Source organism: Pseudomonas sp. LFS044 (assembly GCF_047978245.1).
Classification (GTDB): Bacteria; Pseudomonadota; Gammaproteobacteria; order Pseudomonadales; family Pseudomonadaceae; genus Aquipseudomonas.
This window is the reverse complement of record NZ_JBFPFX010000009.1, coordinates 1-25,665: the sequence shown is the minus strand read 5'-3', so window position 1 is coordinate 25,665 and position 25,665 is coordinate 1. Positions and strand designations below refer to the sequence as shown.

Here is a 25,665-nt window from a genome sequence, read left to right as displayed (position 1 = left end):
CACTGTTCTATCTGTGGGACAAACTAACGCATTTTTGCCGACTTATCAGCCATTCGACGCCCCGGTAGGATTCTCCCCATCGTGATCGCCCAACGCTGCGGTCTTCATACACAGGAGAGTCCCATGAAACTGTTGCACATCGATTCGAGCATCCTGGGTGACAATTCCGCCTCCCGCCAGCTGAGCCGTGAAGTGGTCCAAGCCTGGCAAGCCGCCGAGCCGGGTATCGAAGTGGTTTACCGCGACCTGGCCGCCGACGCCATCGCCCACTTCTCGGCCGCTACCCTGGTCGCTGCTGGCACGCCGGAAGACGTACGCGACGCAGCCCAGGCCTTCGAAGCCAAGCTCAGCGCCGAAACCCTGGAAGAATTCCTCGCCGCCGACGCCGTGGTGATCGGTGCGCCGATGTACAACTTCACCGTACCCACCCAGCTCAAAGCCTGGATCGACCGCGTTGCCGTTGCCGGCAAGACCTTCCGCTACACCGAGGCCGGCCCTGAAGGCCTGTGCGGCAACAAGAAAGTGGTGCTGGTGTCGACCGCTGGCGGCTTGCACGCAGGCCAACCGACCGGTGCTGGCCATGAAGACTTCCTCAAGGTGTTCCTCGGCTTCATCGGCATCACCGACCTGGAGATCGTTCGCGCCCACGGCCTGGCCTACGGCCCGGAACACCGCAGCCAGGCCATCGATGCCGCCCAGGCGCAGATTGCCAACGAGCTGTTTGCCGCCGCCTGATCGGCAGGCACGAAAAAACCGGCTGTCGCCTGTGCGGCAGCCGGTTTTTTTCATCCAGTTTTCATCTGCCCCACCCCAGCCTCGACCTATTCTGACGCTATCCCCTCGCTCCGCGTGGAAGCGCCGGCCGATGAACCTTTCCCGTTGCTTGCTGGCACTGCTGCTGTTCGCTGGCCTGTTGGCGCCTGCCGAGGCTGCGCCCTGGGTCGCCGGGCTGCACCACATGACCCTGACCGACCCCGTCGATGCGCGCCCGATGCAGGCGCTGGCGTTCTACCCGGCACAAGGCACCGCTCACAGCACCCGCATTGACGGTTACCCCGTCGAAGTCGCCGATGAAGCCCCGGTCGCCCTCGGGCAGTTCCCGCTGCTGGTGCTGTCCCACGGCAATACCGGCAGCCCGCTGGCGCTGCATTACCTGGCAACCGCCCTGGCGCGCCAAGGGTTTGTGGTGGTGGCGGTGGTGCACCCTGGCGACAACGCCCGCGACCCTAGCCGCCTGGGCACCCTGAGCAACCTGTATGGCCGGCCTTTGCAGGTCAGCGCTGCGATTACCGCCGCCCGTGACGATGCCTTGCTCGGGCCTTACCTGAACGATGGCAAAGTGGGCGTGATCGGTTATTCGGCCGGCGGCGAAACGGCGCTGATTCTCTCCGGCGCCCAGCCCGACCTGGACCGCCTGCGCCAGTATTGCCTGGAGCGCCCCACCGACGCCGATGCCTGCAAAACCCATGGCGTGTTGATCGCCGACCGCAGTGAGCTGGCGCCCAAGGCCGATGCCCGCGTGGGGGCGGTGATGCTGATGGCCCCGCTGAGCCTGATGTTCGGGCGCCACGCCTTGGCCAGTGTCAGGGTGCCGGCACTGATCTACAGCGGCGACAACGACCAGCTGCTGGCCGTGGACCGCAATGCCGAGGCGCTAGCGCGCAAACTGCCGGTAACGCCGGACTACCGCCTGCTGGCAGGCGCCGGGCATTTCGTGTTCATGGCCCGTTGCGACAAGGAGCAGTGGGCCCGCATGACGGCGCTGTGCAAGGACGCAGAGGGCGTCGACCGCCGCCATATCCATCACTCCCTGCAGCGCGACACGGCTGCCTTCTTCAGCCAGGCCCTTGGCGCCCCGGAGCACGGCGAGCGCTCAGCCGCGACGGCTGCGCCGCGCCAGCAACAACGTTAGGCCCACCCCGGCCAGGGCCAGCAAGGCGGCTACGCAGAAGATCGAGGCATACCCCAGGTGCACCGCCACGGCGCCCATCACCGGCCCGGCCACTGCCAGTGCCATGTCGAAGAACACCGCGTAGGCGCCCAGCCCGGCACCGCGGCTGCTGCTGGGCACCTGCCTGATCGCCTCGACACCCAGCGCCGGGTACACCAGCGACAGGCCAAAACCGGTCAAGCCAGCACCGACCAAGGCCCAGAGCGGCGAGGGCGCCAGCCATAGCAGGCTCAAGCCGAGCACTTCGGTGACCATGCAGGCGACTGCCACGTTGTAGCCGCCAAAGCGGTTAACGGCGTTGACGAACAACAGCCGCGAAACGATGAAACACAGGCCGAAGGCACTCAGGCACCAGGCCGCACCTGCCCAGCCGCGCTCCAGGTAATAAAGGGTGACGAACGTGGTCAGGGTGCCGTAACCGATCGATGCCAGCGTCAGCCCTAGGCCGCAAGGCGCAACCCGGCCGAACGCCGACCAGAACGGCAGCCGCTCACCCCGCACCACCACCACGTCCGGGCGCTTGCGTAGCACCAGCAACCCCAGCACGGCAAGCACCAGCAAGGCGGGCCCGAGCACGCTGAAATCCAGGCCATCGACCGCTAGCACCCCCACCGGCGCGCCGATGGCGATGGCGCCGTACGAAGCAATGCCGTTCCAGGAAATGACCCGCGCTGTATGCTCAGGCCCAACTTGGCTGATGCCCCAACTTAGCGTCGCAACACCGATCAGGCCCTGGGCAAGCCCCAGCAGCAAACGCCCGCCCAGCAACAGTGCCAGGCTCAGCAGTGGCAGGCTCAAGGTCCAGGCCGAAGCGAACGTCAACACCCCGCAGGCAGCAATGCCCATCAGGCCGTAACGAATCGCCTGCTTGCCACCCAGCGTGTCTGCCACGCGCCCGGCAAACGGCCGGCTGAGCAGGGTGGCCAGGTACTGCAGGCCAATGGTCACCCCGGCAACCACCGCACCAAAGCCCAGCTGATCGTGCACATAGCTGGGCAACACCGCGATCGGCAGGCCGATGCAGAGGAATGCGATAAAGGTGTAGAAGACGATCGACAGGATCTGCAGGGTGATGCTGAAGGTACTGCTGGCGGGGGCGGGCTGTTGCGCGGTCATGGGCTCGTTCGCGGGCGGGCGGTTGGGCGTGGCTTCATCATGGCCGTTGCGCGAAGGAAATGAAAGCAGGCTAACGAATTAATCCTCGCGGCTGCCCGCGATGAGGTCCGCCCGGCCACCCGAAGATGACCAGGCCACCTCACTTACCTCAGACCACTACACCCTGGCTGCGCAGGTAGTCGTCATAAGTACCGCTGAAGTCCACCACACCGTCCGGCGACAGCTCGATGATGCGGGTGGCCAGCGACGACACGAACTCACGGTCGTGGCTGACGAACAGCAGCGTGCCCGGGTAGTTTTCCAGCGCCAGGTTCAGCGCCTCGATCGATTCCATGTCCAGGTGGTTGGTCGGTTCGTCCATCACCAGCACGTTCGGCTTCTGCAGGATCAGCTTGCCGAACAGCATGCGGCCCTGTTCACCACCGGAGATCACCTTCACCGACTTCAGAATCTCGTCGTTGGAGAACAGCATGCGCCCCAGGGTGCCGCGGATGACCTGTTCACCGGAGGTCCACTGGCCCATCCAGTCGAACAGCGACACGTCGTCTTCGAAGTCGTGCGCGTGGTCCTGGGCGTAGTAACCCACTTCGGCGCTGTCGGTCCACTTCACGGAGCCGGCATCTGGCGTCAACTCGCCGACCAGTGTGCGCAGCAGGGTGGTCTTGCCGATGCCGTTGGGGCCGATGATCGCCACGCGCTCGCCGGCTTCGACCGTGATGTCGAAGTTCTTGAACAGCACCTTGTCGTCAAAGGCTTTGGCCATTTTCTCGACCACTACGGCCTGACGGTGCAGCTTTTTGGTCTGCTCGAAGCGGATGAACGGGCTGACACGGCTGGAAGGCTTGACCTCGGCCAGCTGGATCTTGTCGATCTGCTTGGCCCGCGACGTTGCCTGCTTGGCCTTGGAGGCGTTGGCCGAGAAGCGGCTGACGAAGGTCTGCAGCTCGGCGATCTGGGCTTTCTTCTTGGCGTTGTCCGACAGCAGCTGCTCGCGCGACTGGGTGGCCGCGGTCATGTACTCGTCGTAGTTGCCCGGGAACAGGCGCAGCTCACCGTAATCCAGGTCAGCCATGTGCGTGCACACGCTGTTGAGGAAGTGACGGTCGTGGGAAATGATGATCATGGTGCTGTTACGCGCCGTCAGAATCGTTTCCAGCCAGCGGATGGTGTTGATGTCCAGGTGGTTGGTCGGTTCGTCGAGCAGCAGCACGTCCGGGTCCGAGAACAGCGCCTGGGCCAGCAGCACACGCAGCTTCCAGCCCGGCGCCACTTCGCTCATCGGGCCGAAGTGCTGCTCCAGCGGAATACCCAGGCCCAGCAGCAGTTCACCGGCGCGCGATTCGGCGGTGTAGCCGTCCATCTCGGCGAACTCGGTTTCCAGCTCGGCGACGGCCATGCCGTCTTCTTCGGTCATTTCCGGCAGCGAGTAGATGCGGTCGCGCTCGGCCTTGACCTTCCACAGCTGGCCGTGGCCCATGATCACCGTGTCGATCACGGTGAATTCCTCGTAGGCGAACTGGTCCTGGCGCAGCTTGCCCAGGCGGGTGTTCGGCTCGAGCATGACCTGGCCACCGGACGGGTCCAGGTCGCCGCCGAGGATCTTCATGAAGGTCGACTTGCCGCAACCGTTGGCGCCGATCAGGCCGTAGCGGTTGCCGTTGTTGAATTTGACCGAGACGTTTTCGAACAGCGGCTTGGCGCCGAACTGCATGGTGATGTTAGCGGTAGAAATCAAAGTGCTTGTCCTGCGGGGGTTCCAGAGGTGTATTTAGGCCCTCTTGTCTGTGTTGGGCCAGTTCTGGGCCAATTCGACTCGGGGCGGCAGCTTCTCCAGCTCCCTCCAGTCCGAGGAGGAGCTGATCCATTTCGCGTAGGTAGAGGGCAACATCTCGACGCTGTGACCGAGCGGGTCTGCGATGAACGCAGGGTTCATCCCAACCATCAGGCTCAGGGTTGCAGAGGTGTGGCGGGTGTCGTACTGCCGGCGTTCACGGATGGCCAGCGCCTTGAGCGCTGATTTGAAGGGACGGATTGTAACACTTGGTTAGTCAAGCGCGCACGTAGCTGTTCGTCTCGCCGCCTTATGCAGCAGTGAATTGCGTTGCGTAGCCGCACCCGCTCAAAACTCCAGGTCACCCTGCCGAGCGGGTTCACTGATCGGCTCCAGCAACGCTGCCCCCTGATTTCGTACATTGCCCACAGCCTTGTCGACGGGATACCAGCGAAAATCCTCAGCCGGCCTGCAACCGCCCTGCATGATCGCGACTGCTCGCGCTGGTGATGTGGCCGAGTCAAGCCACTCCCTTGCCGTTTCCGCTGTGAGCACCAGCGGCTTCCTGTCGTGGATGTCTACCAAGCCCTGGTCGGCAGCCGCCGTGATGATCACGAACCCATCGCGTTCATCTGGCTCCAGGCCCTGGTGCACTTCGGCAAGCGCTGCGAAATACAGCGGCCCGCCGTCGGCGCTGGTGATGTAGTAGGGCTGCTTGCGTTTCGGGTCTGCAGGGTCGGGTATCCATTCGAACCAGCCGTTCGCCGGCGCCAAGGCGCGGCCGCCTGGCCATAGCCCTTTGAAGAATTTCCCGGTCACCACAGTCTCGCCCCGTGCATTGATCGGGTCTGGGCGCTTGCCCTTCGCCCAGAACGGCGACCACCCCCACTTGACCCGGTCCACGCTCAGCCCGCCCTCCACCTGGCGAATAATCTCGACACGCGTCGAGGGCGCTACGTTGTAGCGGTCGATTGACGCGTGGTCATAGCCATTGATCACCACCAGGTCCAGTGACAGCTGCCGAAGGTAGTGATCCATCGACTCGTAGATCGAGTACCGCCCACACATATGCACCTCTCGCTTGTCAGAAATTTCGCTGCCCAGGATTGACCGGGCGAACGATGCCGGATTAACTGTATATGCATACAGCCTGCATCGGACCTTCCATCATGACCATCACGTTCCTGGGTACGCCAACCGGCGGTACCGAACCGCTACCGCTGTACTCATTCCATGTCCCGGCAGGTTTTCCATCACCTGCGGCAGACCACCTGGAAGGTCATATTTCCCTCGATGAGCTATTCGACCTCCGCGCGCCGCATGTGTATCTGGTGAAAGTCGAGGGCGACAGCATGCAAGGGGCGGGCATCTATTCTGGTGACATCGTCATCGTAGACCGCGGGCGTGAAGCAGAGCACGACGATATCGTCATAGCAGCAGTCAATAGCGAGCCTGTCTGCAAGCGGCTGCACCGCCGCGCCGGGGTGGTGATGCTCAAGTCCGAGAACCCCGCCTACCCACCGCGTTACATCATGGAAGGCGACGAGCTGGTTGTCTGGGGTGTGGTGCGGTACAGCGTGCGCGACCATGCCCAGTGACCAGGTGTTCGCGCTGATCGACTGCAACTCGTTCTATGCGAGTTGTGAGCGTGTGTTCCGGCCCGATTTGGCCAGGACGCCCATCGTCGTGTTGAGCAACAACGACGGCTGCGTGATTGCCAGGTCGTACGACGCCAAACCGTTCGTGAAAATGGGCGAGCCGTACTTCCAGGCAAAGGACAGGCTGCGCAAGCATGGGGTCATGGCCTTCAGCAGTAATTACGCGTTGTACGGCGACATGAGCGAGCGTGTCATGACGCTGATCGAGTCGATGGTGCCGGCGACCGAGGTGTACAGCATCGATGAGTGCTTCGCTGACCTGCGCGGCATTCAGGGCAACCTGACCCAGTTTGGCAGGCAGGTGCGTGCGCGGATCTTTCAGTGCACGGGGATCCCCGTGGGCGTGGGGATCGCGGCCACCAAGACGCTGGCCAAGCTGGCCAATCACACCGCCAAGCGCTTGCTGGAGCAGACCGGTGGGGTGGTCGATATCTGCGACCCCTTCAAGCGCGACTGGGTGCTGCGCAATACCGACGTGAAGGAGGTGTGGGGGATCGGCCGGCGAATGACAGCGCACCTTGAGGCGATGGACATTCGCACGGCCATGGACCTGGCCAGAGCGAACCCGGCGACGCTCCGCCAGAAGTTCAGCGTGGTCGTGGAGAAGACCGCCCGGGAGTTGCGTGGCACACCGTGCCTGGAGCTTGACGAAGCTGTACCCCCGAAGCAGGAAATCTGCTGCAGCCGCATGTTTGGCAAGCGGCTTGCCGAGCTTGCGCCAATCAAGCAAGCGGTGGCCACCTACGTGGGTCGAGCGGCAGAGAAACTCCGCGCCCAGGGGTCGGTGTGCAAACGCATGCGCGTGAGCATCCGCACCGGGATGTTCAACCCGGACGAGGCGCATCATGCCCAAGGTGCACTGGTGGAACTGCCTTACCCGACCTGCGACACGCTGCTGATGACCCGGCTGGCCACCGATGCAGTAGCGCGGGTTTTCCGGCCGGGTTTCCGTTACAGCAAAGCTGAGGTGCTGCTGATGGACCTGCGCCAACCTGGCGAGTTTTCCGAAGACCTTTTCGCGCTCAAGCAGTCGGTAGCGTGTGACCGGCTGATGCAGGTGATGGACGACATCAACGAGCGTTGGGGCAGGGGGACCATGAGAGCGGGCAGCGTGCCGGTGTCCCCAGACTGGGGAATGCGTAGGGACATGATGAGCCAGTCATACACCACGCGGATTGATCAGCTGTGGACCGTCAGGTGTTGAGGTACCGTTCGGGGTGGGCGGGGCTTTCTACGGAAGATCGCGTATTGCGGTCTCTGTAGGGGGCTGGTTTGTCGGCGATCGGCTGGTGTAGGAGCTGGCTTGCCGGCGATCGGCTGCGCAGCAGTCGTAAATGCTGCATCCGCATTCTGTCTGGCACTGCGCAGATACCGATTTTACGACTGCTGCGCAGCCGATCGCAGGCAAGCCAGCTCCTACACCAGCCAATCGCAGGCAAGCCAGCTCCTACACCAGCCGATCGCAGCAAGCCAGCTCCTACACCATTCGGGCAAAACCTAGAGCTTGTATTGAATGGTGTAGGACGCATCGGTTCGAGGTTCAATGATAACCGGCATGCCGAATAGCTTGCCTTTACATTCGCTGACGACGCAGCGATACACAGACCCCTGCTTGAGCTGGGTCCACAGGCCTTCGTCATGTATCACGATGCGCACGACTCGGTTTTCCGGAGCATCTCTGACCTGAGCAACATGGTGGTCCAGGTCGCAGCCGAATTCCGGCGTGGTGAACTCGGGGTCATAGCCGATCAGCACCCCGTGCCGTTTAAGATCGTCCCTGATACGCTCAATCACGTCGTCTGCTTCTTGTTTTAGCATGATCGTCATCTCACGGTGCTTGAACACATCAAAACTCTAGCTGACCCTGATGATTTTTGCTGTTCAACAAAGCAATCAACGGCCGCTTGACGCTAAACGGCAGCCTGGCCGATCATTGCCTCACCCCGTCATGCCTGCGCGTGTTGAGGCGTGATGCAGAAGCCCGACATAACGTCGGGTTTTTTCGTTATGGGGCAATTACACGATTCAGGATGTGTGGGTTGTTGCGATTTACCAGAAGAAAGCTGTATCGGTTGTTCAGGCGGTGGTTTGTCTACCTCTCTATTGCAGGCGCGATGGGAAGCGCCAACCGGCTGTTCGAGCATTTCTCCTTGTGGAAATCCTGGCATCTGGTCAAAGGCATTGTCGCGCACTGGGTCGTTTACTGAGCTGTCATGCCTCAGCGGCGTTCTACACTTTGTTGAACTGCGACCGTTGATCAGGAGTTTTGTATGGAGCGCTTACTGTTGGGTGCTGTTCTGCTTGCCATGGCCAGCCTGGCCAATGCCGATATGCCGTTGGTGAACGCTAACTGCCCGGGCAACATTGAAGTGCATGCGGACGAGGGCGGGCCGGTGTATATCAATGGCAAGGAAGCAAAGCTGAAAAAATTCAGTGATGCCTACTACGAGGCCAAGGGCAGCGGGGTGACCATTTCCATTACGATCAACCCCGACGAGTCGCTGGGGGTGTCGTACACGGGGAAAGGGGGCGTGAATGGGGTGTGTGAACTGACTGAGCAGGATTGAGCACAGTCGTTCATTCAGATGAGGCCCAGCGCCGCGGCGTAGGTGGCAGCCAGCGTCTTGTTCGGCGCGTCGAACTTCTTCTGGATGTTCTTGTGGTGGAAGTTCACCGTGCTCTCGGAAATGCTCAGGATGATGGCGATTTCCCCGGAGCTCTTGCCGTCGGCGGTCCATTGCAGGATCTCGCGTTCGCGATGGCTCAGGCAGACCGGGTTGGACATCAGCATCGGATGCTCCAGGTCGGTCAGCTTCTGGGTCAGCAACTCGATCATGCAACGCAGCCGCAGGCGGATTTCCTCGCGCTCGAAGCTGGAGATGTTCTGCTGGTCGCGCGCCACGGAAAGCACGCTGAGCAAATTGTTCGGCGCGCGGATCGGCAGGGTCGCGCCGACACAGAGGCCCCAATCGCGAGCCTCGTTCCAGAGCATCCGGCTCTGGTCGAACAGGCTGTCGCTCCAGACCACCATTTCCGAGGAGCGCAGGCCGTTGAGGATCGCCGGATCCACGGCCCCGTAGTTCTGCATCTGGTATCGCTCCAGCCAGGCCTTGGGATAGGTGCCATGGACCTCGGTCTTCGGCCGGGTGAAGGGAATCGTGTGGCGCACGCCATAGGCGTAGTAATCGAAGCCCAGGCGCCGCACTTCCTTTTCCAGGACGGCGAACACGCCCTGGCTGTCGTGGATCGGCTGCATCTCGCTACGCAAACCGTCCCACCACAGCAAAAAGCCTCCGTCATTCCTCATATAGCGAACAAGAATATTGGCGCTTTGCTGGCGCGGTTTAATATAGTCACGCCTACAACTAAAACAGGGGCTTTTCTGCTTCGCCAATTTTGCAACGTACTTGCAGGGGGCTGCAGGAGTGTGTCGCGTGAAGAGCCCAATATCATTCGCAGGTGCAATACTGATGTCGGCTTTGGCTACAAGTTTCATTGCGGGGTGTGCACAAAACCCTGATGTTCGTGATGGCCACGATTATACGTCTGGCATTACCGACAAGAGCCCGCCGGATTATCTAGGGTGCGTCAAGGAAGAGTTGCATGGCAGTGCAACGACGTATGAAGTCGGTACGGGTGACGCGCTGAAGCTGTTCGTTGACAGTACTGATCCCACTACCGCCAACGGCTTGATAGAGCTGCGTAACGCCGGCACGCACCATCAATTCACCGCCTACCAACGTGATGCCTGGTATGACCACGGGCGGTTACTGGACGCGGCACTCATGTGCTCCAAAGCCTGATCGTAGTGTAGGAGTTGACCTGCGATCGGCTGCGCAGCAGCCGTAAATCCTGTATCCGCATTCTGTCTGGCACTGCGCAGATACCGATTTTACGACTGCTGCGCAGCCGATCGCCGGCAAGCCAGCTCCTACACCAGCCGATCGCCGGCAAGCCAGCTCCTACAGGGGCCGCGTAGAACCTGGTACAGAGTTACCGCCGCGCATATGAAATGCGCCGCAAGGCTCGGGTTCTACCTTGGTGGATTAGTGCATTGGCAAAAGCATGGCTAAAATGCACCCTGTCCACTTGGGTCAATTGCAAATGCCTACACTTCGCATTCTTTTCTGCTCCGTATTGGTCGTCGGCCTTGCCGGCTGCGCAAACCCTGGTAAGCCCACTGCCAGCAAGCTGACCAACAAATCCCCCGATGTCTATGCCGCGTGTGTCTTGCCAAAGTGGCAAGCACTGGCGCCGCTGACTACGCAGAAGTCCATCAGCCACGGTTATCGGCTGACCGCGCCCAGCGCAGTGGCATCGGATGAAGTCCTCGAAGTGGTGGAGAGCCGCGCAGGCAGCCGGGCGACGTTTTACAAAGGCAGCTTCCTGTCGGGCAACAAGCTGCGCCAGGCGGCGAGAGAGTGCCTGGATTGACTGCCCCATAGCCCGACCCGCCGGCAGGAGCGGGCCGCGGCTTTTCTAGCGCATTTCAACCTTCAGGTTCATTTGCCGGCATTGCACCTCCGCGTCCACCTTGCTCGGGTAGCTGGGTTTGAGCCGCTCCTTCGCATGGTTGTCATAGATGTCGAAGCCCCCGCATACCGTAGCCGCGCAGTACCTGCCACTGATGCGCAAGGACTCCCTTTCGATGGGCACAGCAGGAACGATAACGAATCGTGGTTGCATTGATCGTGCCTCCCCAGGCAGAGACTTAAGTATTAGTACCGCAAGGGATAACCAGCAAGGAAACTCATGGATAAATGAGCAGGGCGGACGATCAGCGACCCGTTGGTCGGATTGTGTAAGGTTTTGGTAAAACCGACTGCAACGTACGCATCAGTGGGTACTCTGTTCTAGATAGTCCAAACCGATGATTCGACAGATGAACACACTTCCGTCGCAGCTCAATGCTGAACGCGGGGCGTTCTCCAGTTTCGAGGCGTGTCGCAATACCCAAAAGGGCCCTGTGGTGATTCTTGCCTCAGGGGCCTCGGCCAGGCAGTTCCCCTTGCGTGAATTCGCCCACCTTCCCGTCATTGCCATGAATGGTTCAGTCGCGCTCACCGCCGCCTGCGGGATAAAGCCGTTTTTCTACGTCTGCACCGACAAGAGCTTTCGTGATCAACAGCCTGAGCTGTTTGCCACGGCTTTGCGTGACAGCGAGCGCCTGGCCCTGTGGCCCGAGCAGTTCGCCGGCGCGGATATTCCGGCAGGCACCGAGTGCTACCCGCTGCACAAGGCCGACAACCCGGGAGTACTCGATGGCTTGCGCGGGCATGGTGCAAGCCATGTCTGCAGTCGCGCGCTGTGGAGCAAGCGGGCGCGCTCGATCGCCTTCAGCAAGGACCTTTCCAGTGGCTACTACGATGCTCGCACGGTGGCCTATGTCGCCCTGCAGCTGGCGTACCACCTGGGTTTCGAGCAGGTGCTGATGGTTGGTGTGGACCTCGACCAGTCGCTGGGCCGTTTTTACGAGAACGGCGAGGGCGAATGTTCACCTTGCGGGCTCGACCAGCACTGGGACAGCCGCATCCTGCCATCGCTGGCGCTGATGGCTGAGCACGTAGTCAACGAACATTTTCAGGTGTACAACCTGTCTGCCGTGTCGCGCATCCCCCCGGCGTTGATCCCCCGAATCGGCCTGGCCGAAGCGCGGCGCATCGCGGCCTGAACATTACCGGCGCAAGAAAGCGAGTGCGCAGGCCGGGGCAGGGCGCTACAGTGCGCCGACCTTGCCACGCAGTGAGTATCTTGCATGTCCAGCGCCTTCACCTTCATGCATTCCCCGGTTGGTACCCTGACCCTGGTGGCCCGCGGCGATTGCCTGGCCGCCGTGCTGTGGGAAGAAGAGCGGGAAAACCGCGTGCGCCTGGGCGCGCTGCACCGTGATGATCAGCAGCCGATACTGCGCGAGGCCGCGCGCCAGTTGGGTGAGTATTTTGCCGGCAAGCGCCGACGTTTCGAGCTGGCGCTGGACTTTGCCGGTACCGAGTTCCAGCGCCAGGTGTGGGCGGCGCTGCTGACCATTCCATTTGGCGAGACGCGCAGCTACAGCGACATCGCCCGGCAGATCGGCAGCCCCAGTGCGGTAAGGGCGGTGGGCGCGGCCAACGGGCGTAATCCGATCTCGATCATCGCGCCGTGCCACCGCGTGATTGGCGCGTCCGGAAGCCTGACCGGTTTTGCCGGTGGCTTGCCGGCCAAGCAATTCCTGTTGGCGCTGGAAGGGCGACAAAGCCTGGCGTTGGACTTGTAGCCGATACAGCCCGCAGCGGCATCAGCTGAGCGCATAGACAATCAGGCAGATCACCAGCGCCACCGCCGAGCCCGCCATCAACGTGTACTGCCGATGTGCCCGACGTGCATGCGGCCGCACTTCCCGCAAGTACTGCCCGGGCGGCGGTGCATCCGGGCGGTGGCGCAACCCCTCGGCAATGTCGGCCAACTGGCCCTGGATCAACAGCCCTACCAGGTAATAGGTACTGGCAAAACTGGCCAGGGTCAAAAGCAGGTATTTCATGCCGCTGGCGCGTTCAGCGGTACACCAATGGCGCAGGAAGCCAGGGTATCCAGCACGATCATGCCTTCGTCACGTTCGCCCAGCGCCGCCAGCAATTGGCCCTGGCTGTCCCAGGCGGCCGAGCCACCGGCACCCACGAAGTTGTCGGCAGGGCCGACGCAGTTGGCCATCAACACCGGGATACCCAGGGTACGCGCCACTTGCGGGTAGTGCTCGTAGCCTTCGCGGATACCCTTGGCAGTCTTTGCCACGCTCACCAGGTACAGCTGCGCGCCACGTGCGCGCGCGTCTGCGGCATGCGCCATGAACATCGATTCGTAACAGATGGCAGGCGCCACCTGCAGCTGCCCGGCCGCGAACACCAGTGGCTGGTCCCCGGCCGCGAAAAACGCCAGCTCGTCGGCATGCAGGCGCTGTTTGGCGTACGCCAGCGGCGGCTGGCGGGGGCGCAGGATCGGCATGCCGATCTGTATGCCCGCTGGGGTAGGCAGCGGCAGGCCCACGGCGATGCAGATATTCAGGCGGTCACAGAGTGCCTGCAACGGCTCGAGCCGGGCAGAGCTGATCGGCAATGCCACCTGCCGGGCAAGCGTGGGCTCGTAACCGGTCAGCGACAGTTCGGGAAACACCACCAAGTCGGCGCCCAGCGCTGCGGCCTGCTCGATGCAGCGCAAGTGCCGGTCAAGGTTGCCTTGCAGATCGCCTTTGCGTGATGCCAGCTGGACGGCGCAGAGTTTCATGGGTGAGTCCCTTCCCTGATACAGATCGAAGGGCCGAGCATACCCTCGGCAGGATCGCCTGTGCCAGTGAAGGGATTTTCAGGAGGCTGGCTGGGGCGCGAAACGCTGGCGGAACCAGTCGTTCAACATGGCTTTTTCCGCAAACAGCCGGTCGCTGCTGCTGGTCACCCGGCCCGGGCGGCTGAGGTACATCTTGTCACTGACCCGTTCTTCAGCCTGCTGGCTCGGTTGGCCGGGCTGGCTCAGGGTGTAGCTGAGGTCGATGGTCGGCCAGGTGATGTCGCGCATGAAGCGCACATCGTAGGCACGGCTGTGCCACGGCTCGAAACGGCCGGCCAGATCGATGTCACGGATGTCGATGACCAGTTGCTGGCCCGGTTGCAGGTAGCGCTGGCCAAGCTTCTGCAGGTGTTGAGCAAGGGTCTTGATCACGTAAGCGTCGGCGCCGCGTTCGTAGCCTGCGCTGTCCAGGCTGGCATCGCGGAATTTTTCCGGGTGATCGAAATGCACCTCGACCTGCGCAGGTGGGTTGGCTTGTGCCATGCTGTTGGTTGATAGCGCCATCAGCGCGGCACAGACAAGAACGGTACGCATGATGCACCTCCGGGGCGGGCTACGTATTCGTCCATTTTACGCCTGCCAGGGTGCGGCAGCAGAGGAACATTGTAATGAGCCGGTTTCGGCGGGTAGCCGCCAACAGCCACGGGCGTGACCTGGCCGTTGGCGATATTCACGGGCATTTTCGGCGCCTGGAGCAGTGCCTGGCCGCAGTGGGCTTCGACCCGCAGGTGGACCGGCTGTTCAGCGTCGGCGACCTGGTTGACCGCGGCCCGCACAGCGAAGAAGCATTGGCCTGGTTGGCCAAGCCGTGGTTCCACGCGGTGCAGGGCAACCACGAGTCGCTGGCCATCACCCACCTGTATGGCGGGCGGCTTGACCTGGAGATGTACCGGGCGGCGGGCGGTGGCTGGTTCATCGATTTGCCCAGTGACCAGCAAGCGGTGTTCGTCGAGCAGTTCCTGCAACTGCCGATTGCCATGGAGGTACAGACCCCGGCCGGTTTGATCGGCCTGCTGCACGCTGATAGCCCCTTCGCTGACTGGGCCGCATTGCGCGAGAGCCTGCTGTTCGACGATGACGCAAAAGTCCGCGAGGTCTGCCAGTGGTCGCGTCAACGCCTGAAGGACGGTGATACACGGGTCGTTGAAGGGGTGCGAGCCCTGCTGGTCGGGCACACACCGGTGTTGCAGGCCAAACGGTTGGGCAACGTCTGGCACCTGGACACCGGTGGCTGGGCCAGTGGCCATTTCAGCCTGATGGACATGGCCACCTTGGCCCTGCTCAGCCCTGCACCAGGTGAACCAGCAACGCCGCCGCCAGCAGCATCAACATGACCCCCGATGCCCGCTCCAGCCCGGGCAGTGCATGGGTGAAGCGGCGCAGCAGGCGTCGATTGCCGATGGCCACGGCCACCAGCAGGTCCCAGAGCAGCACGATGCTGAACATCCAGGCGCCATAGGCCCACTTCCAGCCGGCACCACTGCTGGCGACCATGCTCGCCAGGCTGGCATAGAACAGCGCGTTCTTGGGGTTGAGGATGCCAGACACAAAGCCCATGCTCAGCCCCCGCCACCAACCCCGAACAGCCCCGCGCGCATCGACGACAGCCAAGTCGGACTGCCCGGCATGGCGCAGGAACAGCGCGCCGATGTACAGCAGGTAGGCCGCACCGGCCAGCTGCAGGGCGATGAACAGCGCACTGCCTTCGCGCAGGATGGCCAGGCCGGCGAAGGCCACGCCGATGAACAGGCCATTGGCCAGGGCGATGCCCAGGCAGGCACCGCTGGCCACGCGCCAACCGGCATTGATCGAGGTGCGGGCAACGAGGAAAAAGTCCGGCCCGGGGGACAGCAGGGCGAGGAAGTGGGCGAGGGCGACGATCAGGAACTGCTCCATGGGCTGGGCTTGCTCAGGTGAGAAAGCCGCAGTGTGGAGGCAGGCCAGGCGCGGGTATTGAAGATTATTGCAGGTGGGCTGATGCCTGCCGGTATTCGCCAGGCGTCACCCCCACATGCGCCTTGAACACCCGCTGGAAATGGCTCTGGTCGGCGAAGCCCAACCGGTAAGCCACCTCGGCCAGGGCCAGCCCTTGGCGGAGCAAATGCCGGCCATGGTTGACCCGGGCATTGATCAGGTAGGCATGCGGCGTCAGCCCGGTTGCGGTGCGGAACGCCCGGATCAACTGGTAACGGCCAAGGCCTGCCTGGCGGGCCAGTGCTTCAAGGCTCAACTGTGCAGGGTCTTGCGCTTCGATATGCTCGATCAGGCCTTTCAAGGCTGGCAGGGCCAGCTCAGGCGCTGGAGCAGGCGCCAACGGCGGGTGGGTGGAAAAATCCTGGTCCCCCATGAAGGCGATCAGCGCGGCTTCCTTCTCGCCGATGCTCGCGGCAGAAAACAGCAGATCATTCAGCGCGCAAAACGCGTGATACAACGCCGGTGCCCGGCTGATCCGGGCCGGTGCCCCAGGCTCGGCCGCATCAAGCCCGGATTCCAGGCGCATGGCGGCCAGCCATTGCCCATCCACATGCAGCATCTGGTAGCTCCAGGCCTCGCCGGGCGCGGGGTTGCACGCATGCACCCGCTGCGCGGGCACCAGCACCACGGTGCCTGGCGTCAGGCGTTGCTGGCCTTCGGCAGCACCGGTGAAGTGGCTACGGCCTGCGTCCACAGCGCCCATGGAAAAGGTCGGGTGGCTGTGCGCCTTGTAGCAGGCGCGGCTATGGCAGGCGCGGCGGCTTTCCACCCAGGGCAGGGCGGGGTCGCGCCAGAGGGAGGCTTGGGCTAAAGCGCGAGTGCGAGACATGGCGGCTTCCTCGGTAGGGCCGCAAGCTTAGCAGCGCCAACCATACCGGGGCAAAACGGAGGAGGCTCCCGGGCGGAGCCTCCCCAGGCCTTGGTCAGCTTCATCCATTTGGAGGGCGGCACAGCGTAAGCCAACAGGCGAGCCCGCATAGCGCATGGGGGGGCGCCCATACAGTTTTATTCTCTGGCTGTACCTTGACCGGATGGCCGGTAAGCGCCGAAATGACTGGCTGATGACAAGGAGAAGAACATGGACCTTTCGAGCCTGCTGCTATTCATCCCCGCCTGCTTCGCCCTGAATATGGCGCCGGGGCCGAACAACCTGCTGTCGCTGCACAACGCCAGCCGTTATGGCCTGCGTACCGCCTGCGTGGCGGGTGGTGGGCGTATCGTCGCCTTCAGCGGCATGATCGCCTTGGCCGCCATGGGCCTGGCCGTGGTCTTGCACACCAGCGAATACCTGTTCCTGGCGATCAAGGTGGTGGGCGCGGCCTACCTGTTCTACATCGCCTGGCAACTGTGGCGTGCCCCGGTGGGCGAAGCGCTGGTGGCTGGTGAGCAACCACGTGGCGGCTGGCGCCTGGCGCGGCAGGAGTTCTGGGTGGCAGCGGGCAACCCGAAGGCGATCTTGATCTTCACCGCCTTTCTGCCCCAGTTCGTTTCAGTCGCCAGCCCTACGCCAGTGGGTGAGCAGTTCCTCTACCTGGGTGTGCTGTTCCTGTTGCTGGAGTGGGCGGCGATCGCCATCTACGCGGGCCTGGGCGCCTACCTGCAGCGCTGGTTCAGCCAGCCCGGGCCGCGGCGGATGTTCAACCGGGCCAGCGCATCCCTGCTGGGCTGCGCTGGCCTAGGGTTGCTGGCAGCGCGCCGCTAGAACTGCCAGCGCACACCCAGGTTCACGCCGCTGGCTTCCTGCTGGCGGCTGTCCAGGTTGCTGGCGTACTGCACACCGCCGTGCAGGCTCAGCGCTGCGTTCACCTGGGCGACCAGCCCGGTTTCAAGCTGCAGCGAGGTGTAGCGGTAATCGGTCTTGATCGAGTCCACGCCATCAAACGTCAGGGTGTCGCGGCCACCGTCGCCATGCCACAGGTTGATCTGCGCGTAGGGCTGCAGCAGGCGGGCGCTGCTACCGGTGAAGCTGCCCTCCAGGCGCACGCCGAGGCGGCCGGTCAGCTCCACCTGGGCGTCGTAGGTAACATGCGAAATGCTGTCGTTGGCGCTGTCGAGTGACACCTTCTGGGCGATGAGCTGGGCCTGCGGTTCGACGGTCCAGCGTTCGGATACGCTGATCGGGTAACCGGACTCCAGTGAGGCCGTCCAGGCGTGGCCGTTGATGTTCAGCTTGTCGCCACGCTGGGAGCGGGCGCGGCCGTCCAGGTCGGTGTACTGCAGCACGGCATCGAGGTACCCGCGCTGCGGGCCGACCAGCGTCCAGTAGGCACCCACGCTGTCCCCATCGAGCGTGAGGTCTCCGACACTGCGGTCCTCGACGGCCAGGGCGAAGCCTTTTACATCGGCTTCCAGGCGGCTGTGGCTGACGTACACGCCCACCTGCTGGCGGTAACCGCTGTCACTGACGCGGGCATACAGGTCCTGGCCTACCTTGAAACCGTACAGGTCGCCGTCCAGGCTCGGGCTGACCGTGCCACTCCATTGCTGGCGCAAGGTGCCGCCATAGGCTTGGCCCCAGGCTGCGGGCAGGCCACCCTGGCCGTCGAGCAGTTGCTGATCGCCCTGGCGTTGGTGGAACGTGCCAAGGGCCTGGCGGGCGATAAGGGCGGCGCCGCGTGGGGCAGCCGCGTAAACCGGCACTTCGGGGCGGTACAGCGGCGTGCTGACGCCGGCTACCGGCGCAGGCAGTTCGGCCTGGCCAGGGGCGGGGGCTGCCACCGGCGGCGTGGCCGCCGGCTCCACGGGGTCTACCGGGGTGCCAGGGTCAACCGGTACGCCCGGCTCTGGCGTCACGGGGGCGACTGGCGGTGCCGCCACCAGCGTGGAACGCAGGAACCAGCTGTTTTCCGAACCTGCGGTGACACCGCCCTTGAACAGCCGGTAATCGTAGGCGCCTGCCGACAATGTCTGCGTCTGCGTAAACGCGGTGGCGCTGCTGGTGGCGCCGTCGCGGGCTTCGACCACCTGGATACCGTTTTGCGGCGTGGCCCCACCCGCGCCGCCCAGGTTGTTGACCAGCAGGCGGGTGCTGCCGCTGATGGCCCCTTGGCTGACCACCAGCCGGTCGGAGGCAGCGTCGTCACCGGCCAGTACGCTGTTCACACGCAATACGCCGTCGTTGCCTTGGTAATCACCCTTGATCGTGAGGCGCCCCTGGGCATCGTTGCCGCCGCTCAAGTCAATTGTGCCGGCGTTGGTTAGCGTTGCGCGTTGCCCTTCGGTGAACGCCGCAACCGTGCCCTGGCGGGAACGCAATGCGCTGCTGCCATCAAGGCTCAACGTGCCCGTTGCGCTATTGGCATCGCCCAGCGTCATCGTGTCGTCGAGTGTAAGGCTGCTGTTGTCGGTCAGGCTGATCGACTCCCAGTTGGGATACAGCGCGCCGCCCGCCACCTGGCTGTTACTGAAGCGCACGCTGTCATTGCCGTCGCCGCCGTCCAGCGGGTTGACCAGGGTGTTGGCGTCGAGGTTGCTGATAGTGGCCTGGTCATTGCCCAGGCCCATGTCGACCCGGCCACCGAGGCTGCCGCCCGACCAGTTGAAAACGTCGTCGCCGGCACTGGCCAGTACGTTGCCGCGCAGGGCGCCGCCACTGATGGTGATCGTGTCCACACCGCCACTGGTGCTGATGTTGCCGCCGATGGTGCCACCGCGCAGGATGATGGTGTCGTTGCCGAAACCGCTCACCAGGTTGCCATCGATGAGGGTCGCTACGGCCGTGTCCTGGGACATTTCGAAATAGTTGTTGGCGAGCTTGAGGTCCACCCGGCCGATGCGCCCGCCACTGAAAATGGCCCGGTCGCCGTCTTCGAAGGCACCGATGATGCGCCCGTCGGACATGCTGAAGGTGTCGTAGCTTTCACCCTGGTTCAGTGACTGAACCGTGCCGCCTGTCATGGTGAAGTCATCGATGGCCGGTGTCTGCACCACGGCACCCAAGGTGTCGCCGGCAGCGACGGTGAGGTTCGCAGCGTGAATCGCGGCAGGCAAGGCAAGCAGGGGTAGCGCGGCAGCGGCCAGCAAGTGAGGAAAACGCATCGGCAGGTCTCCGTGTCCATGTGAGAGGGACCACTACCTGGCGCCCCCCAATGGGTGCTACACCGGCCCTGCCTGCTTTGTATGTAAATGCCCACCAGTGGACAACTGGCAGAAATGCTAGGTGGCGCGTAGCTATCAGTCGCGATAGAACGTCTGCACCAGGTGGTAACCGAACTTGCTCTTGATTGGCCCGTGCACTACGCGCAGTGGCTTCTTGAAGATCACCTGGTCGATCGCGCCCACCATCTGCCCGGGGCGCACCTCGCCCAGGTCGCCGCCGCGCTTGCCCGAAGGGCAGGTGGAAAACTTCTTGGCCAACACGTCGAAAGCCTCGCCGTTGGCGATGCGCTGCTTGAGCTTTTCGGCTTCGTCAGCGGTCTTGACCAGGATGTGGCGGGCTTGAGCTTTCATGGGACACCTGTGCTTCGGGGTAAAAAAAAGGGCGCCATTATGCCTGATCGCGCAGCTGCGTGCGGTCACGCAACTGCACGAGCACCTTGGGGGCAAGGCGCGGGTTACTTATTCCACCTTGGCCTTCTTCACATCCTTCGACGCCGACCACACGCGGTAACGCACCTCGACACCTTCCGGCACATACACCACGACCGGTAGCTTGCTGTTGTAGCGCAGCATGAAACCTTCACCGACTACCGGCACGAAGTCCTTTTTCTTCTTGCCGTCCGGGCAGGCCATCAGGGTGCTGGCAGGGCCGCCGACCTTGTCCAGGCGGTAGTAGGTGTAGCCCCAGCCTTCGAGGGTACGCTCTTCCAGGCTGCCGGCCAGGCGCTGGCGGTTGCAGTCGACCTCCAGCGTCTTGCCAGCCAGAATTTCCAGCTTGTAGGCGTATTCATCGGCTTGTGCCGGCAGGTGGATCACCTGCCGGGTGAAGCCTTTTTCTGCATCGGGGTAGGGTGCGACGTCTTTGAGGCTGGCGGCCATCGCCGGGGCGGCGGCTGCCAGGGTCAGGGCCAAAATCACGGGCAGTGGGGTTGGGCGCATACGGCCTCCTTGCAATTGAACGGGTGCCAGGCCAACGCCAGGCCCAGGCCGGCCATCACTGGGCCAACCAGCCACCATCGACGTTCCAGGCGGCGCCGCGGACCTGGCTTGCGGCCTCGCTGCACAGGAATAGTACCAGTTCACCCAGGTGCTCAGGCGTGACGAAGGCCAATGAAGGCTGTTTCTCGGCCAGCAGATCCGCCTGCGCTTGCTGCGGGTCAATACCCTTGGCGGCACGCTCGTCGATCTGCTTCTGCACCAGCGGGGTCAGCACCCAGCCCGGGCAGATAGCGTTGCAGGTGACGTTGCCGGTGGCCGTTTCAAGCCCCACCACCTTGGTCAGGCCGACCACGCCGTGCTTGGCAGCCACGTACGCCGCCTTGCCGGTGGAACCAACCAGCCCATGCACCGAGGCGATGTTGATGATCCGCCCCCAGTCGCGCTCACGCATGCCCGGCAGCGCCAGGCGCGTGCCGTGGAACACCGCTGACAGGTTCAGGGCGATGATCTTGTCCCAGCTTTCCACCGGAAACTGCTCGACCGGCGCGACGTGCTGAATACCCGCGTTGTTGACCAGAATATCGACGCCGCCGAACTCGCGCTCGGCGAAGGCGAACAGTGCTTCGATCTGGGCCACATCGGCAAGGTCGGCCGGGTGGTGCGCAGCCTTGCCGCCATGCTGCGCAACCTCGGCCAGTGCCGCTGCGGGGTCGCCAAACCCGTTGAGCAGAATGTTGGCTCCGGCGCGCGCCAGGACCTGGGCGATGCCCAGCCCGATGCCACTGGTGGAACCGGTGACCAGTGCAGTTTTACCGCTGAGTGTCATGCCAATCCTCCTTGCAACGAAATGCCCGCGATAAGGCCGCTGCGCACTACCGCCGCGGATCAAACGCCTCCCGCAAGGCATCCCCGATAAACACCAGCAACGACAGAATCACCGCCAGTGCAAAGAATGCAGTAAAGCCCAGCCACGGCGCCTCCAGGTGCTGCTTGCCCTGCGTCACCAGCTCACCTAGCGAAGCGCTCCCGGCCGGCATGCCAAAGCCCAGAAAGTCCAATGCGGTCAACGTGGTGATGGCCCCGGTCAGCATGAACGGCACGTAGGTCAGCGTGGCGTTCAGTGCGTTGGGCAGGATGTGCCGGAACATCACCTGGCTGTCCCGCAGCCCCAGGGCGCGGGCAGCCTTGACGTATTCCAGGTTGCGCCCGCGAAGGAACTCGGCGCGTACCACATCGACCAGCGTCAACCACGAAAACAGCGCCATGATGCCCAGCAACCACCAGAAGTCCGGCTCGACGAAGCCACTCAGAATGATCAGCAGATACAGCACCGGCAACCCCGACCATACCTCCAGCACACGCTGCCCAAGCAGGTCGACCCACCCGCCGTGGTAGCCCTGCAAGGCGCCGGCGACCACGCCGATCAGCACGCTGACCACGGTCAGGGCGAAGGCGAACAGCAGCGACACCCGGGTGCCGTACAACACCCGCGCGAGCACGTCGCGGCCCTGGTCGTCGGTGCCCAGCCAGTTGCTGCTGGTCGGCGGGCTGGGGGTGGGCACCTGCAGGTCATAGTTGGGGGTGTCGGCGCTGAACGGGATGGGCGCAAACAGCATCCAGCCACCCTGGCCCTCGATCAGCTGGCGCACATAGGCGCTGCGGTAATCCGGCTGGAACGGCAGCTGGCCACCGAACTGCTGTTCGCTGTAGCGCTTGAGCGCCGGCACGTACAGCTCGCCCTTGTAGCCGAGCAGCAAAGGCTTGTCATTGGCCACCAGCTCCGCCCCGAGGCTCAGCAGCAACAGGCCGGCGAACAGCCACAGCGACACCCAACCCAGGCGGTTGCGGCGAAAACGCTGCAGGCGGCGACGCGATACCGGGGAGAGCATCAGCGGCTCCTCGCGTCGAAGTCGATGCGGGGGTCGAGCAGGGTGTACGACAGGTCGCCGATCAGGCGGATCAGCAGGCCCGCCAGGGTGAAGATGAACAACGTGCCGAATACCACCGGGTAATCCCGCGACACTGCCGCCTCGTAACTCATGCGCCCCAGGCCATCGAGCGAGAAAATCACCTCGATCAGCAACGAGCCTGCAAAAAACACCGTGATCAACGCCTGCGGCAACCCCGCCAGCACCAGCAGCATGGCGTTGCGCAACACATGCCCGTAAAGCACCCGGCGCTCGCTCAGGCCTTTGGCCCGGGCGGTGACCACATACTGGCGGGAGATTTCCTCAAGGAAGGCATTTTTGGTCAGCAGCGTCAGCGTGGCGAACCCGCCGATCACCAGCGCACCCACCGGCAATACCAGGTGCCAGAAGTAATCGGCGACCTTGCCCAGCAGGCTGAGCTGGTCGAAGTCGTCAGATACCAGGCCGCGTACGGGGAACCAGTTCAGCGAGGTACCGCCAGCGAACAGCACGATCAGCAGCAGGGCGAACAGGAACGAGGGCAGGGCGTAGCCGATCACGATCAGCGCGCTGCTCCAGGCGTCGAAGCGGCTGCCATGGCGCACGGCCTTGCGGATGCCGAGCGGGATCGACACCAGGTAGGTGATCAGCGTGGCCCAGAAACCCAGCGACAAGGTCACCGGCAGCTTGTCGAGGATCAGGTCGGTGACCTTGGCACCGCGGAAGAAGCTCTGGCCGAAGTCCAGCCGCGCGTACTGGCCGAGCATCAGCCACAGGCGCTCGGGGGCCGACTTGTCGAAGCCGTACTGGCGCTTGATCTCTTCGATGAGTTTCGGGTCCAGGCCACGGGTGGCGCGGGATTCACCGTGCATCACTTCAGTGCGCGCCCCTGGTGCACCGCCGCCGATGCCTTGCAGCCTGGCCACGGCCTGCTCCACGGGGCCACCGGGCGCGGCCTGAACAATGGCGAAGTTGACCAGCAGGATCGCCAGCAGCGTGGGGATGATCAGCAGCAGGCGCCGCAGGATATAGGTGGTCATGGCGTGGCCTTTTGGCGCTCGGCCATCTGCGCGTTGGTCAGCGCGCTGGGGCTGACTTCCCACCAGCTGTCCAGGCCTTCGTCATAGGCGGGCTGCACCTTGGGCAGGCCGAAGCGGTTCCACCACACGGTCGAGCTGCCCGGCGGGTAATAGTTGGGGATCCAGTAGTAGTTCCACTGCAGCACCCGGTCCAGCGCGTGGGCGTGGCGCAGCATGTCGGCCTGGGTGTCGGCGCGCACCAGCCCGTCGATCAGGCTGTCGACGGCGGGGTCTTTGAGCACCATCAGGTTGTTGGAACCTGGGTCGTTGGCCGCCGCAGAGCCGAAGTAGTTGTACAGCTCGGCGCCCGGCGACAGGGTGGTCGCATAGCCGGTGACGATCATGTCGTAATCGCGGGCCATGACGCGGTTGACGTACTGCGCCGAGTCGACGTTGCGGATGTTCAGGGTGATGCCGATCTGTGCCAGGTTGCGCTTCCATGGCAGCAGCAGGCGCTCGAGGCCGGACTGCCCATTGAGGAAGGTGAAAGCCAGGGGCTCACCGGCCGCGTTCACCAGCCGATCATTTTCCGGGTGCCAGCCCGCTTGTTCGAGCAACGCCAGCGCCTGCGCCTGTTGCGTGCGGATGATCCCCGAACCATCGGTTACCGGTGCCGTGAACACCTGGCTAAAGACTTCGTCCGGCACCGTGCCGCGCAGCGGTTCCAGCAGTTGCAGCTCGCTGGCATCCGGCAGCGCGCGCGCGGCCAGCGGGGTGTTGGCGAACACGCTCTGCTGGCGGATGTACAGGTTGCGCATCATCTGCCGGTTGCTCCATTCGAAGTCCCAGAGCATGGCCAGTGCCTGGCGCACGCGGCGGTCCTTGAACTGCGGCTGGTCGAGGTTGAACACGAACCCCTGGGCGGTCTGTGGCTTGGCCGGGCCCAGGTGGGCGCGCTGCAAGCGGCCGTCATCCAGTTGTGCGCCGTTGTAGCCGAGGGTGTAGGCGGTTGCGGAAAACTCGCGGTTGTAGTCGTAGCCACCGCCCTTGAGCACCTGGCGCGCCACTTCGGTGTCGCCGAAGAACTCGACGCGGATACGCTCGAAGTTGAAGCGGCCGCGGTTTACCGGCAGGTCCTTGGCCCACCAGCGCGGGTCGCGTTCGAAGGTGATGCTGCGGCCGTTGTCGATGCGCCCGATGCGGTACGGGCCACTGCCGACCGGCGTGTCGAAGCCGGCGCCGTTGGCGAAGTCGCGGTGTTGCCAATCGTGTTCGGGCAGCACCGGCAGGCTGGCGAGGTCCAGCGCCAAGGCGCGGCCGTGGGGCTGTTTGAAGTCGAAGCGTACGCGGTGCGGGCCTTCAACGGTAACACCGGTGACGTCGGCGAACTGGGTGCGGTACTTGAGGCTGCCCTGGCTCATCAGTTTCTCGAAACTGAACCGTACATCTTCGGCGCGTACCGGCTTGCCGTCGGCGAAGGTGGCCCTGGGGTCGATCTCGAAGCGTAGCCAGGCGTCTTGCGGGCCGCGCTCCATGCGCCGGGCGATCAGGCCATAGACGGTGTAGGGTTCATCGAACGAGCGCACCGCCAGTGGCGCATACAGCCAACCGTCGACCTCGCTGACGCCGGTGCCTTTGTCGATGTAGGGCAGAATATGGTCGAACTGGCCGATCTCCATGGCCGAGCGGCGCAGGGTACCGCCCTTGGGGGCGTCGGGGTTGACGTAGTCGAAGTGGCGGAAGCTTTCAGCGTAGCGGGGCGTTTCGCCGTAGACGGTGAGGGCGTGGGTGGGTGCAGCCAGGGCCGCAAGGCTCATGCACGCCAGTACCAAGCCCAGAAAAACCTGTAGGAGCGCGCTTGCCCGCGATGAGGCCCGGCCAGACAACGGCGTTGCCTGCTCGGGCCTTATCG

At 63.5% G+C, this 25,665-nt stretch carries 30 protein-coding genes and 1 pseudogene; 12 read left to right on the top strand and 19 right to left on the bottom strand.

The genetic code is table 11. From position 1 onward, the window contains the following. Nucleotides 1-123: 123 nt before the first annotated feature. Both ACNQPL_RS09760 and ACNQPL_RS09755 read left to right on the top strand, forming a co-directional pair. Nucleotides 124-735, top strand: coding sequence for an FMN-dependent NADH-azoreductase (locus ACNQPL_RS09760; protein WP_387530667.1), 612 nt, complete (start codon nt 124-126; stop codon nt 733-735). A gap of 130 nt (nt 736-865) precedes the next feature. Further along, nucleotides 866-1,912, top strand: a complete 1,047-nt coding sequence (locus ACNQPL_RS09755) for an alpha/beta hydrolase family protein (RefSeq protein WP_416466559.1) — start codon at nt 866-868, stop codon at nt 1,910-1,912. On the opposite strand, the gene ACNQPL_RS09750 is transcribed toward ACNQPL_RS09755, so the two are convergent. From ACNQPL_RS09750 to ACNQPL_RS09735, 4 genes and pseudogenes are all read right to left on the bottom strand, one after another. Beyond that, nucleotides 1,874-3,067: an MFS transporter gene (locus ACNQPL_RS09750; protein ID WP_416466558.1), complete on the bottom strand. Its 1,194-nt coding sequence runs from the start codon at nt 3,065-3,067 to the stop codon at nt 1,874-1,876. The genes ACNQPL_RS09755 and ACNQPL_RS09750 overlap by 39 nt on opposite strands. A gap of 148 nt (nt 3,068-3,215) precedes the next feature. Then, complete coding sequence (locus tag ACNQPL_RS09745) at nt 3,216-4,802, bottom strand: ABC-F family ATPase (RefSeq protein WP_346614264.1); 1,587 nt, start codon at nt 4,800-4,802, stop codon at nt 3,216-3,218. Between the two features lie 33 nt (nt 4,803-4,835). Then, a pseudogene (locus ACNQPL_RS09740) lies at nt 4,836-5,111 on the bottom strand (integrase); the annotation flags it as partial. A 75-nt stretch (nt 5,112-5,186) separates the two neighbouring features. Then, nucleotides 5,187-5,906 (bottom strand): SOS response-associated peptidase, encoded by a 720-nt coding sequence (locus ACNQPL_RS09735; protein ID WP_346614263.1) that lies wholly within the window; start codon nt 5,904-5,906, stop codon nt 5,187-5,189. A 101-nt stretch (nt 5,907-6,007) separates the two neighbouring features. On the opposite strand from ACNQPL_RS09735, the gene ACNQPL_RS09730 reads away from it, so the two are divergent. Together ACNQPL_RS09730 and ACNQPL_RS09725 are read left to right on the top strand one after the other, a co-directional pair. Next, on the top strand, nt 6,008-6,436 hold the full coding sequence (locus tag ACNQPL_RS09730) for a LexA family protein (RefSeq protein ID WP_346614262.1): 429 nt from the start codon (nt 6,008-6,010) through the stop codon (nt 6,434-6,436). Beyond that, entirely contained in the window at nt 6,426-7,700 is a 1,275-nt protein-coding gene (locus tag ACNQPL_RS09725; protein WP_346614261.1) for a Y-family DNA polymerase, read from the top strand. Before ACNQPL_RS09730 ends, ACNQPL_RS09725 begins: the two co-directional genes overlap by 11 nt. A 293-nt stretch (nt 7,701-7,993) precedes the next feature. On the opposite strand, the gene ACNQPL_RS09720 is transcribed toward ACNQPL_RS09725, so the two are convergent. Beyond that, on the bottom strand, nt 7,994-8,341 hold the full coding sequence (locus tag ACNQPL_RS09720; RefSeq protein ID WP_346614260.1) for a hypothetical protein: 348 nt from the start codon (nt 8,339-8,341) through the stop codon (nt 7,994-7,996). Nucleotides 8,342-8,370: 29 nt separating this feature from the next. Here ACNQPL_RS09720 and ACNQPL_RS09715 point away from each other — a divergent pair, with 29 nt between their 5' ends. Next, the gene (locus tag ACNQPL_RS09715) at nt 8,371-8,703 is read left to right on the top strand and encodes a hypothetical protein (protein ID WP_346614259.1); all 333 of its coding nucleotides are present in this window, start codon (nt 8,371-8,373) and stop codon (nt 8,701-8,703) included. A 63-nt stretch (nt 8,704-8,766) separates the two neighbouring features. Further along, on the top strand, nt 8,767-9,063 hold the full coding sequence (locus ACNQPL_RS09710) for a hypothetical protein (protein WP_346614258.1): 297 nt from the start codon (nt 8,767-8,769) through the stop codon (nt 9,061-9,063). A gap of 14 nt (nt 9,064-9,077) precedes the next feature. Here ACNQPL_RS09710 and rhlR read toward each other — a convergent pair whose 3' ends face one another. Further along, nucleotides 9,078-9,803 (bottom strand): transcriptional regulator RhlR, encoded by a 726-nt coding sequence (gene rhlR, locus ACNQPL_RS09705; RefSeq protein WP_347063173.1) that lies wholly within the window; start codon nt 9,801-9,803, stop codon nt 9,078-9,080. 163 nt (nt 9,804-9,966) lie between these two features. On the opposite strand from rhlR, the gene ACNQPL_RS09700 reads away from it, so the two are divergent. Together ACNQPL_RS09700 and ACNQPL_RS09695 are read left to right on the top strand one after the other, a co-directional pair. Further along, nucleotides 9,967-10,299 (top strand): hypothetical protein, encoded by a 333-nt coding sequence (locus tag ACNQPL_RS09700; protein ID WP_346614257.1) that lies wholly within the window; start codon nt 9,967-9,969, stop codon nt 10,297-10,299. Nucleotides 10,300-10,570: 271 nt separating this feature from the next. Continuing rightward, complete coding sequence (locus ACNQPL_RS09695) at nt 10,571-10,930, top strand: hypothetical protein (protein WP_346614410.1); 360 nt, start codon at nt 10,571-10,573, stop codon at nt 10,928-10,930. A 45-nt stretch (nt 10,931-10,975) separates the two neighbouring features. On the opposite strand, the gene ACNQPL_RS09690 is transcribed toward ACNQPL_RS09695, so the two are convergent. Beyond that, nucleotides 10,976-11,182, bottom strand: coding sequence for a hypothetical protein (locus ACNQPL_RS09690; protein WP_346614256.1), 207 nt, complete (start codon nt 11,180-11,182; stop codon nt 10,976-10,978). A 196-nt stretch (nt 11,183-11,378) separates the two neighbouring features. Between ACNQPL_RS09690 and ACNQPL_RS09685 the strand changes: the two genes are divergently transcribed. Together ACNQPL_RS09685 and ACNQPL_RS09680 are read left to right on the top strand one after the other, a co-directional pair. Further along, entirely contained in the window at nt 11,379-12,167 is a 789-nt protein-coding gene (locus ACNQPL_RS09685; RefSeq protein WP_346614255.1) for a lipopolysaccharide biosynthesis protein, read from the top strand. A gap of 84 nt (nt 12,168-12,251) precedes the next feature. After that, nucleotides 12,252-12,752, top strand: a complete 501-nt coding sequence (locus ACNQPL_RS09680; RefSeq protein ID WP_416466556.1) for a methylated-DNA--[protein]-cysteine S-methyltransferase — start codon at nt 12,252-12,254, stop codon at nt 12,750-12,752. 21 nt (nt 12,753-12,773) lie between these two features. On the opposite strand, the gene ACNQPL_RS09675 is transcribed toward ACNQPL_RS09680, so the two are convergent. From ACNQPL_RS09675 to ACNQPL_RS09665, 3 genes are all read right to left on the bottom strand, one after another. After that, a complete protein-coding gene (locus ACNQPL_RS09675; RefSeq protein WP_416466555.1) occupies nt 12,774-13,016 on the bottom strand; it encodes a hypothetical protein in 243 nt (80 codons plus the stop codon). Further along, nucleotides 13,013-13,756 carry a carbon-nitrogen hydrolase family protein gene (locus tag ACNQPL_RS09670; RefSeq protein ID WP_416466553.1) on the bottom strand — a complete coding sequence of 248 codons (744 nt, stop codon included), beginning with the start codon at nt 13,754-13,756 and terminating at the stop codon, nt 13,013-13,015. Before ACNQPL_RS09670 ends, ACNQPL_RS09675 begins: the two co-directional genes overlap by 4 nt. A 78-nt stretch (nt 13,757-13,834) precedes the next feature. Then, complete coding sequence (locus ACNQPL_RS09665; RefSeq protein WP_416466551.1) at nt 13,835-14,350, bottom strand: DUF3016 domain-containing protein; 516 nt, start codon at nt 14,348-14,350, stop codon at nt 13,835-13,837. A 74-nt stretch (nt 14,351-14,424) separates the two neighbouring features. Between ACNQPL_RS09665 and ACNQPL_RS09660 the strand changes: the two genes are divergently transcribed. Continuing rightward, the gene (locus tag ACNQPL_RS09660; RefSeq protein ID WP_416466550.1) at nt 14,425-15,150 is read left to right on the top strand and encodes a metallophosphoesterase; all 726 of its coding nucleotides are present in this window, start codon (nt 14,425-14,427) and stop codon (nt 15,148-15,150) included. Here ACNQPL_RS09660 and ACNQPL_RS09655 read toward each other — a convergent pair. Further along, nucleotides 15,098-15,712 (bottom strand): LysE family translocator, encoded by a 615-nt coding sequence (locus tag ACNQPL_RS09655; RefSeq protein ID WP_416466549.1) that lies wholly within the window; start codon nt 15,710-15,712, stop codon nt 15,098-15,100. The two genes, ACNQPL_RS09660 and ACNQPL_RS09655, sit on opposite strands and share 53 nt — an antisense overlap. Nucleotides 15,713-15,776: 64 nt before the next feature. Further along, on the bottom strand, nt 15,777-16,619 hold the full coding sequence (locus ACNQPL_RS09650) for a helix-turn-helix domain-containing protein (protein ID WP_416466548.1): 843 nt from the start codon (nt 16,617-16,619) through the stop codon (nt 15,777-15,779). Nucleotides 16,620-16,868: 249 nt separating this feature from the next. Here ACNQPL_RS09650 and ACNQPL_RS09645 point away from each other — a divergent pair, with 249 nt between their 5' ends. Continuing rightward, nucleotides 16,869-17,492, top strand: coding sequence for a LysE family translocator (locus ACNQPL_RS09645; RefSeq protein WP_416466546.1), 624 nt, complete (start codon nt 16,869-16,871; stop codon nt 17,490-17,492). Here the strand turns inward: ACNQPL_RS09645 and ACNQPL_RS09640 are convergent. From ACNQPL_RS09640 to ACNQPL_RS09610, 7 genes are all read right to left on the bottom strand, one after another. Further along, nucleotides 17,489-19,828: an autotransporter outer membrane beta-barrel domain-containing protein gene (locus ACNQPL_RS09640; RefSeq protein ID WP_416466545.1), complete on the bottom strand. Its 2,340-nt coding sequence runs from the start codon at nt 19,826-19,828 to the stop codon at nt 17,489-17,491. The two genes, ACNQPL_RS09645 and ACNQPL_RS09640, sit on opposite strands and share 4 nt — an antisense overlap. Before the next feature lie 135 nt (nt 19,829-19,963). Next, entirely contained in the window at nt 19,964-20,239 is a 276-nt protein-coding gene (locus tag ACNQPL_RS09635) for a peptidylprolyl isomerase (protein WP_009686637.1), read from the bottom strand. 108 nt (nt 20,240-20,347) lie between these two features. Continuing rightward, complete coding sequence (gene eco / locus ACNQPL_RS09630) at nt 20,348-20,827, bottom strand: serine protease inhibitor ecotin (RefSeq protein WP_346614245.1); 480 nt, start codon at nt 20,825-20,827, stop codon at nt 20,348-20,350. A gap of 55 nt (nt 20,828-20,882) precedes the next feature. Next, nucleotides 20,883-21,653, bottom strand: a complete 771-nt coding sequence (gene hbdH, locus ACNQPL_RS09625; protein WP_416466543.1) for a 3-hydroxybutyrate dehydrogenase — start codon at nt 21,651-21,653, stop codon at nt 20,883-20,885. A gap of 46 nt (nt 21,654-21,699) precedes the next feature. Then, complete coding sequence (locus ACNQPL_RS09620) at nt 21,700-22,716, bottom strand: ABC transporter permease (RefSeq protein ID WP_416466542.1); 1,017 nt, start codon at nt 22,714-22,716, stop codon at nt 21,700-21,702. Then, a complete protein-coding gene (locus ACNQPL_RS09615) occupies nt 22,716-23,774 on the bottom strand; it encodes a microcin C ABC transporter permease YejB (RefSeq protein WP_346614242.1) in 1,059 nt (352 codons plus the stop codon). Before ACNQPL_RS09615 ends, ACNQPL_RS09620 begins: the two co-directional genes overlap by 1 nt. Then, complete coding sequence (locus ACNQPL_RS09610; RefSeq protein WP_416466541.1) at nt 23,771-25,663, bottom strand: extracellular solute-binding protein; 1,893 nt, start codon at nt 25,661-25,663, stop codon at nt 23,771-23,773. Before ACNQPL_RS09610 ends, ACNQPL_RS09615 begins: the two co-directional genes overlap by 4 nt. Between the last annotated feature and the right edge of the window lie 2 nt (nt 25,664-25,665).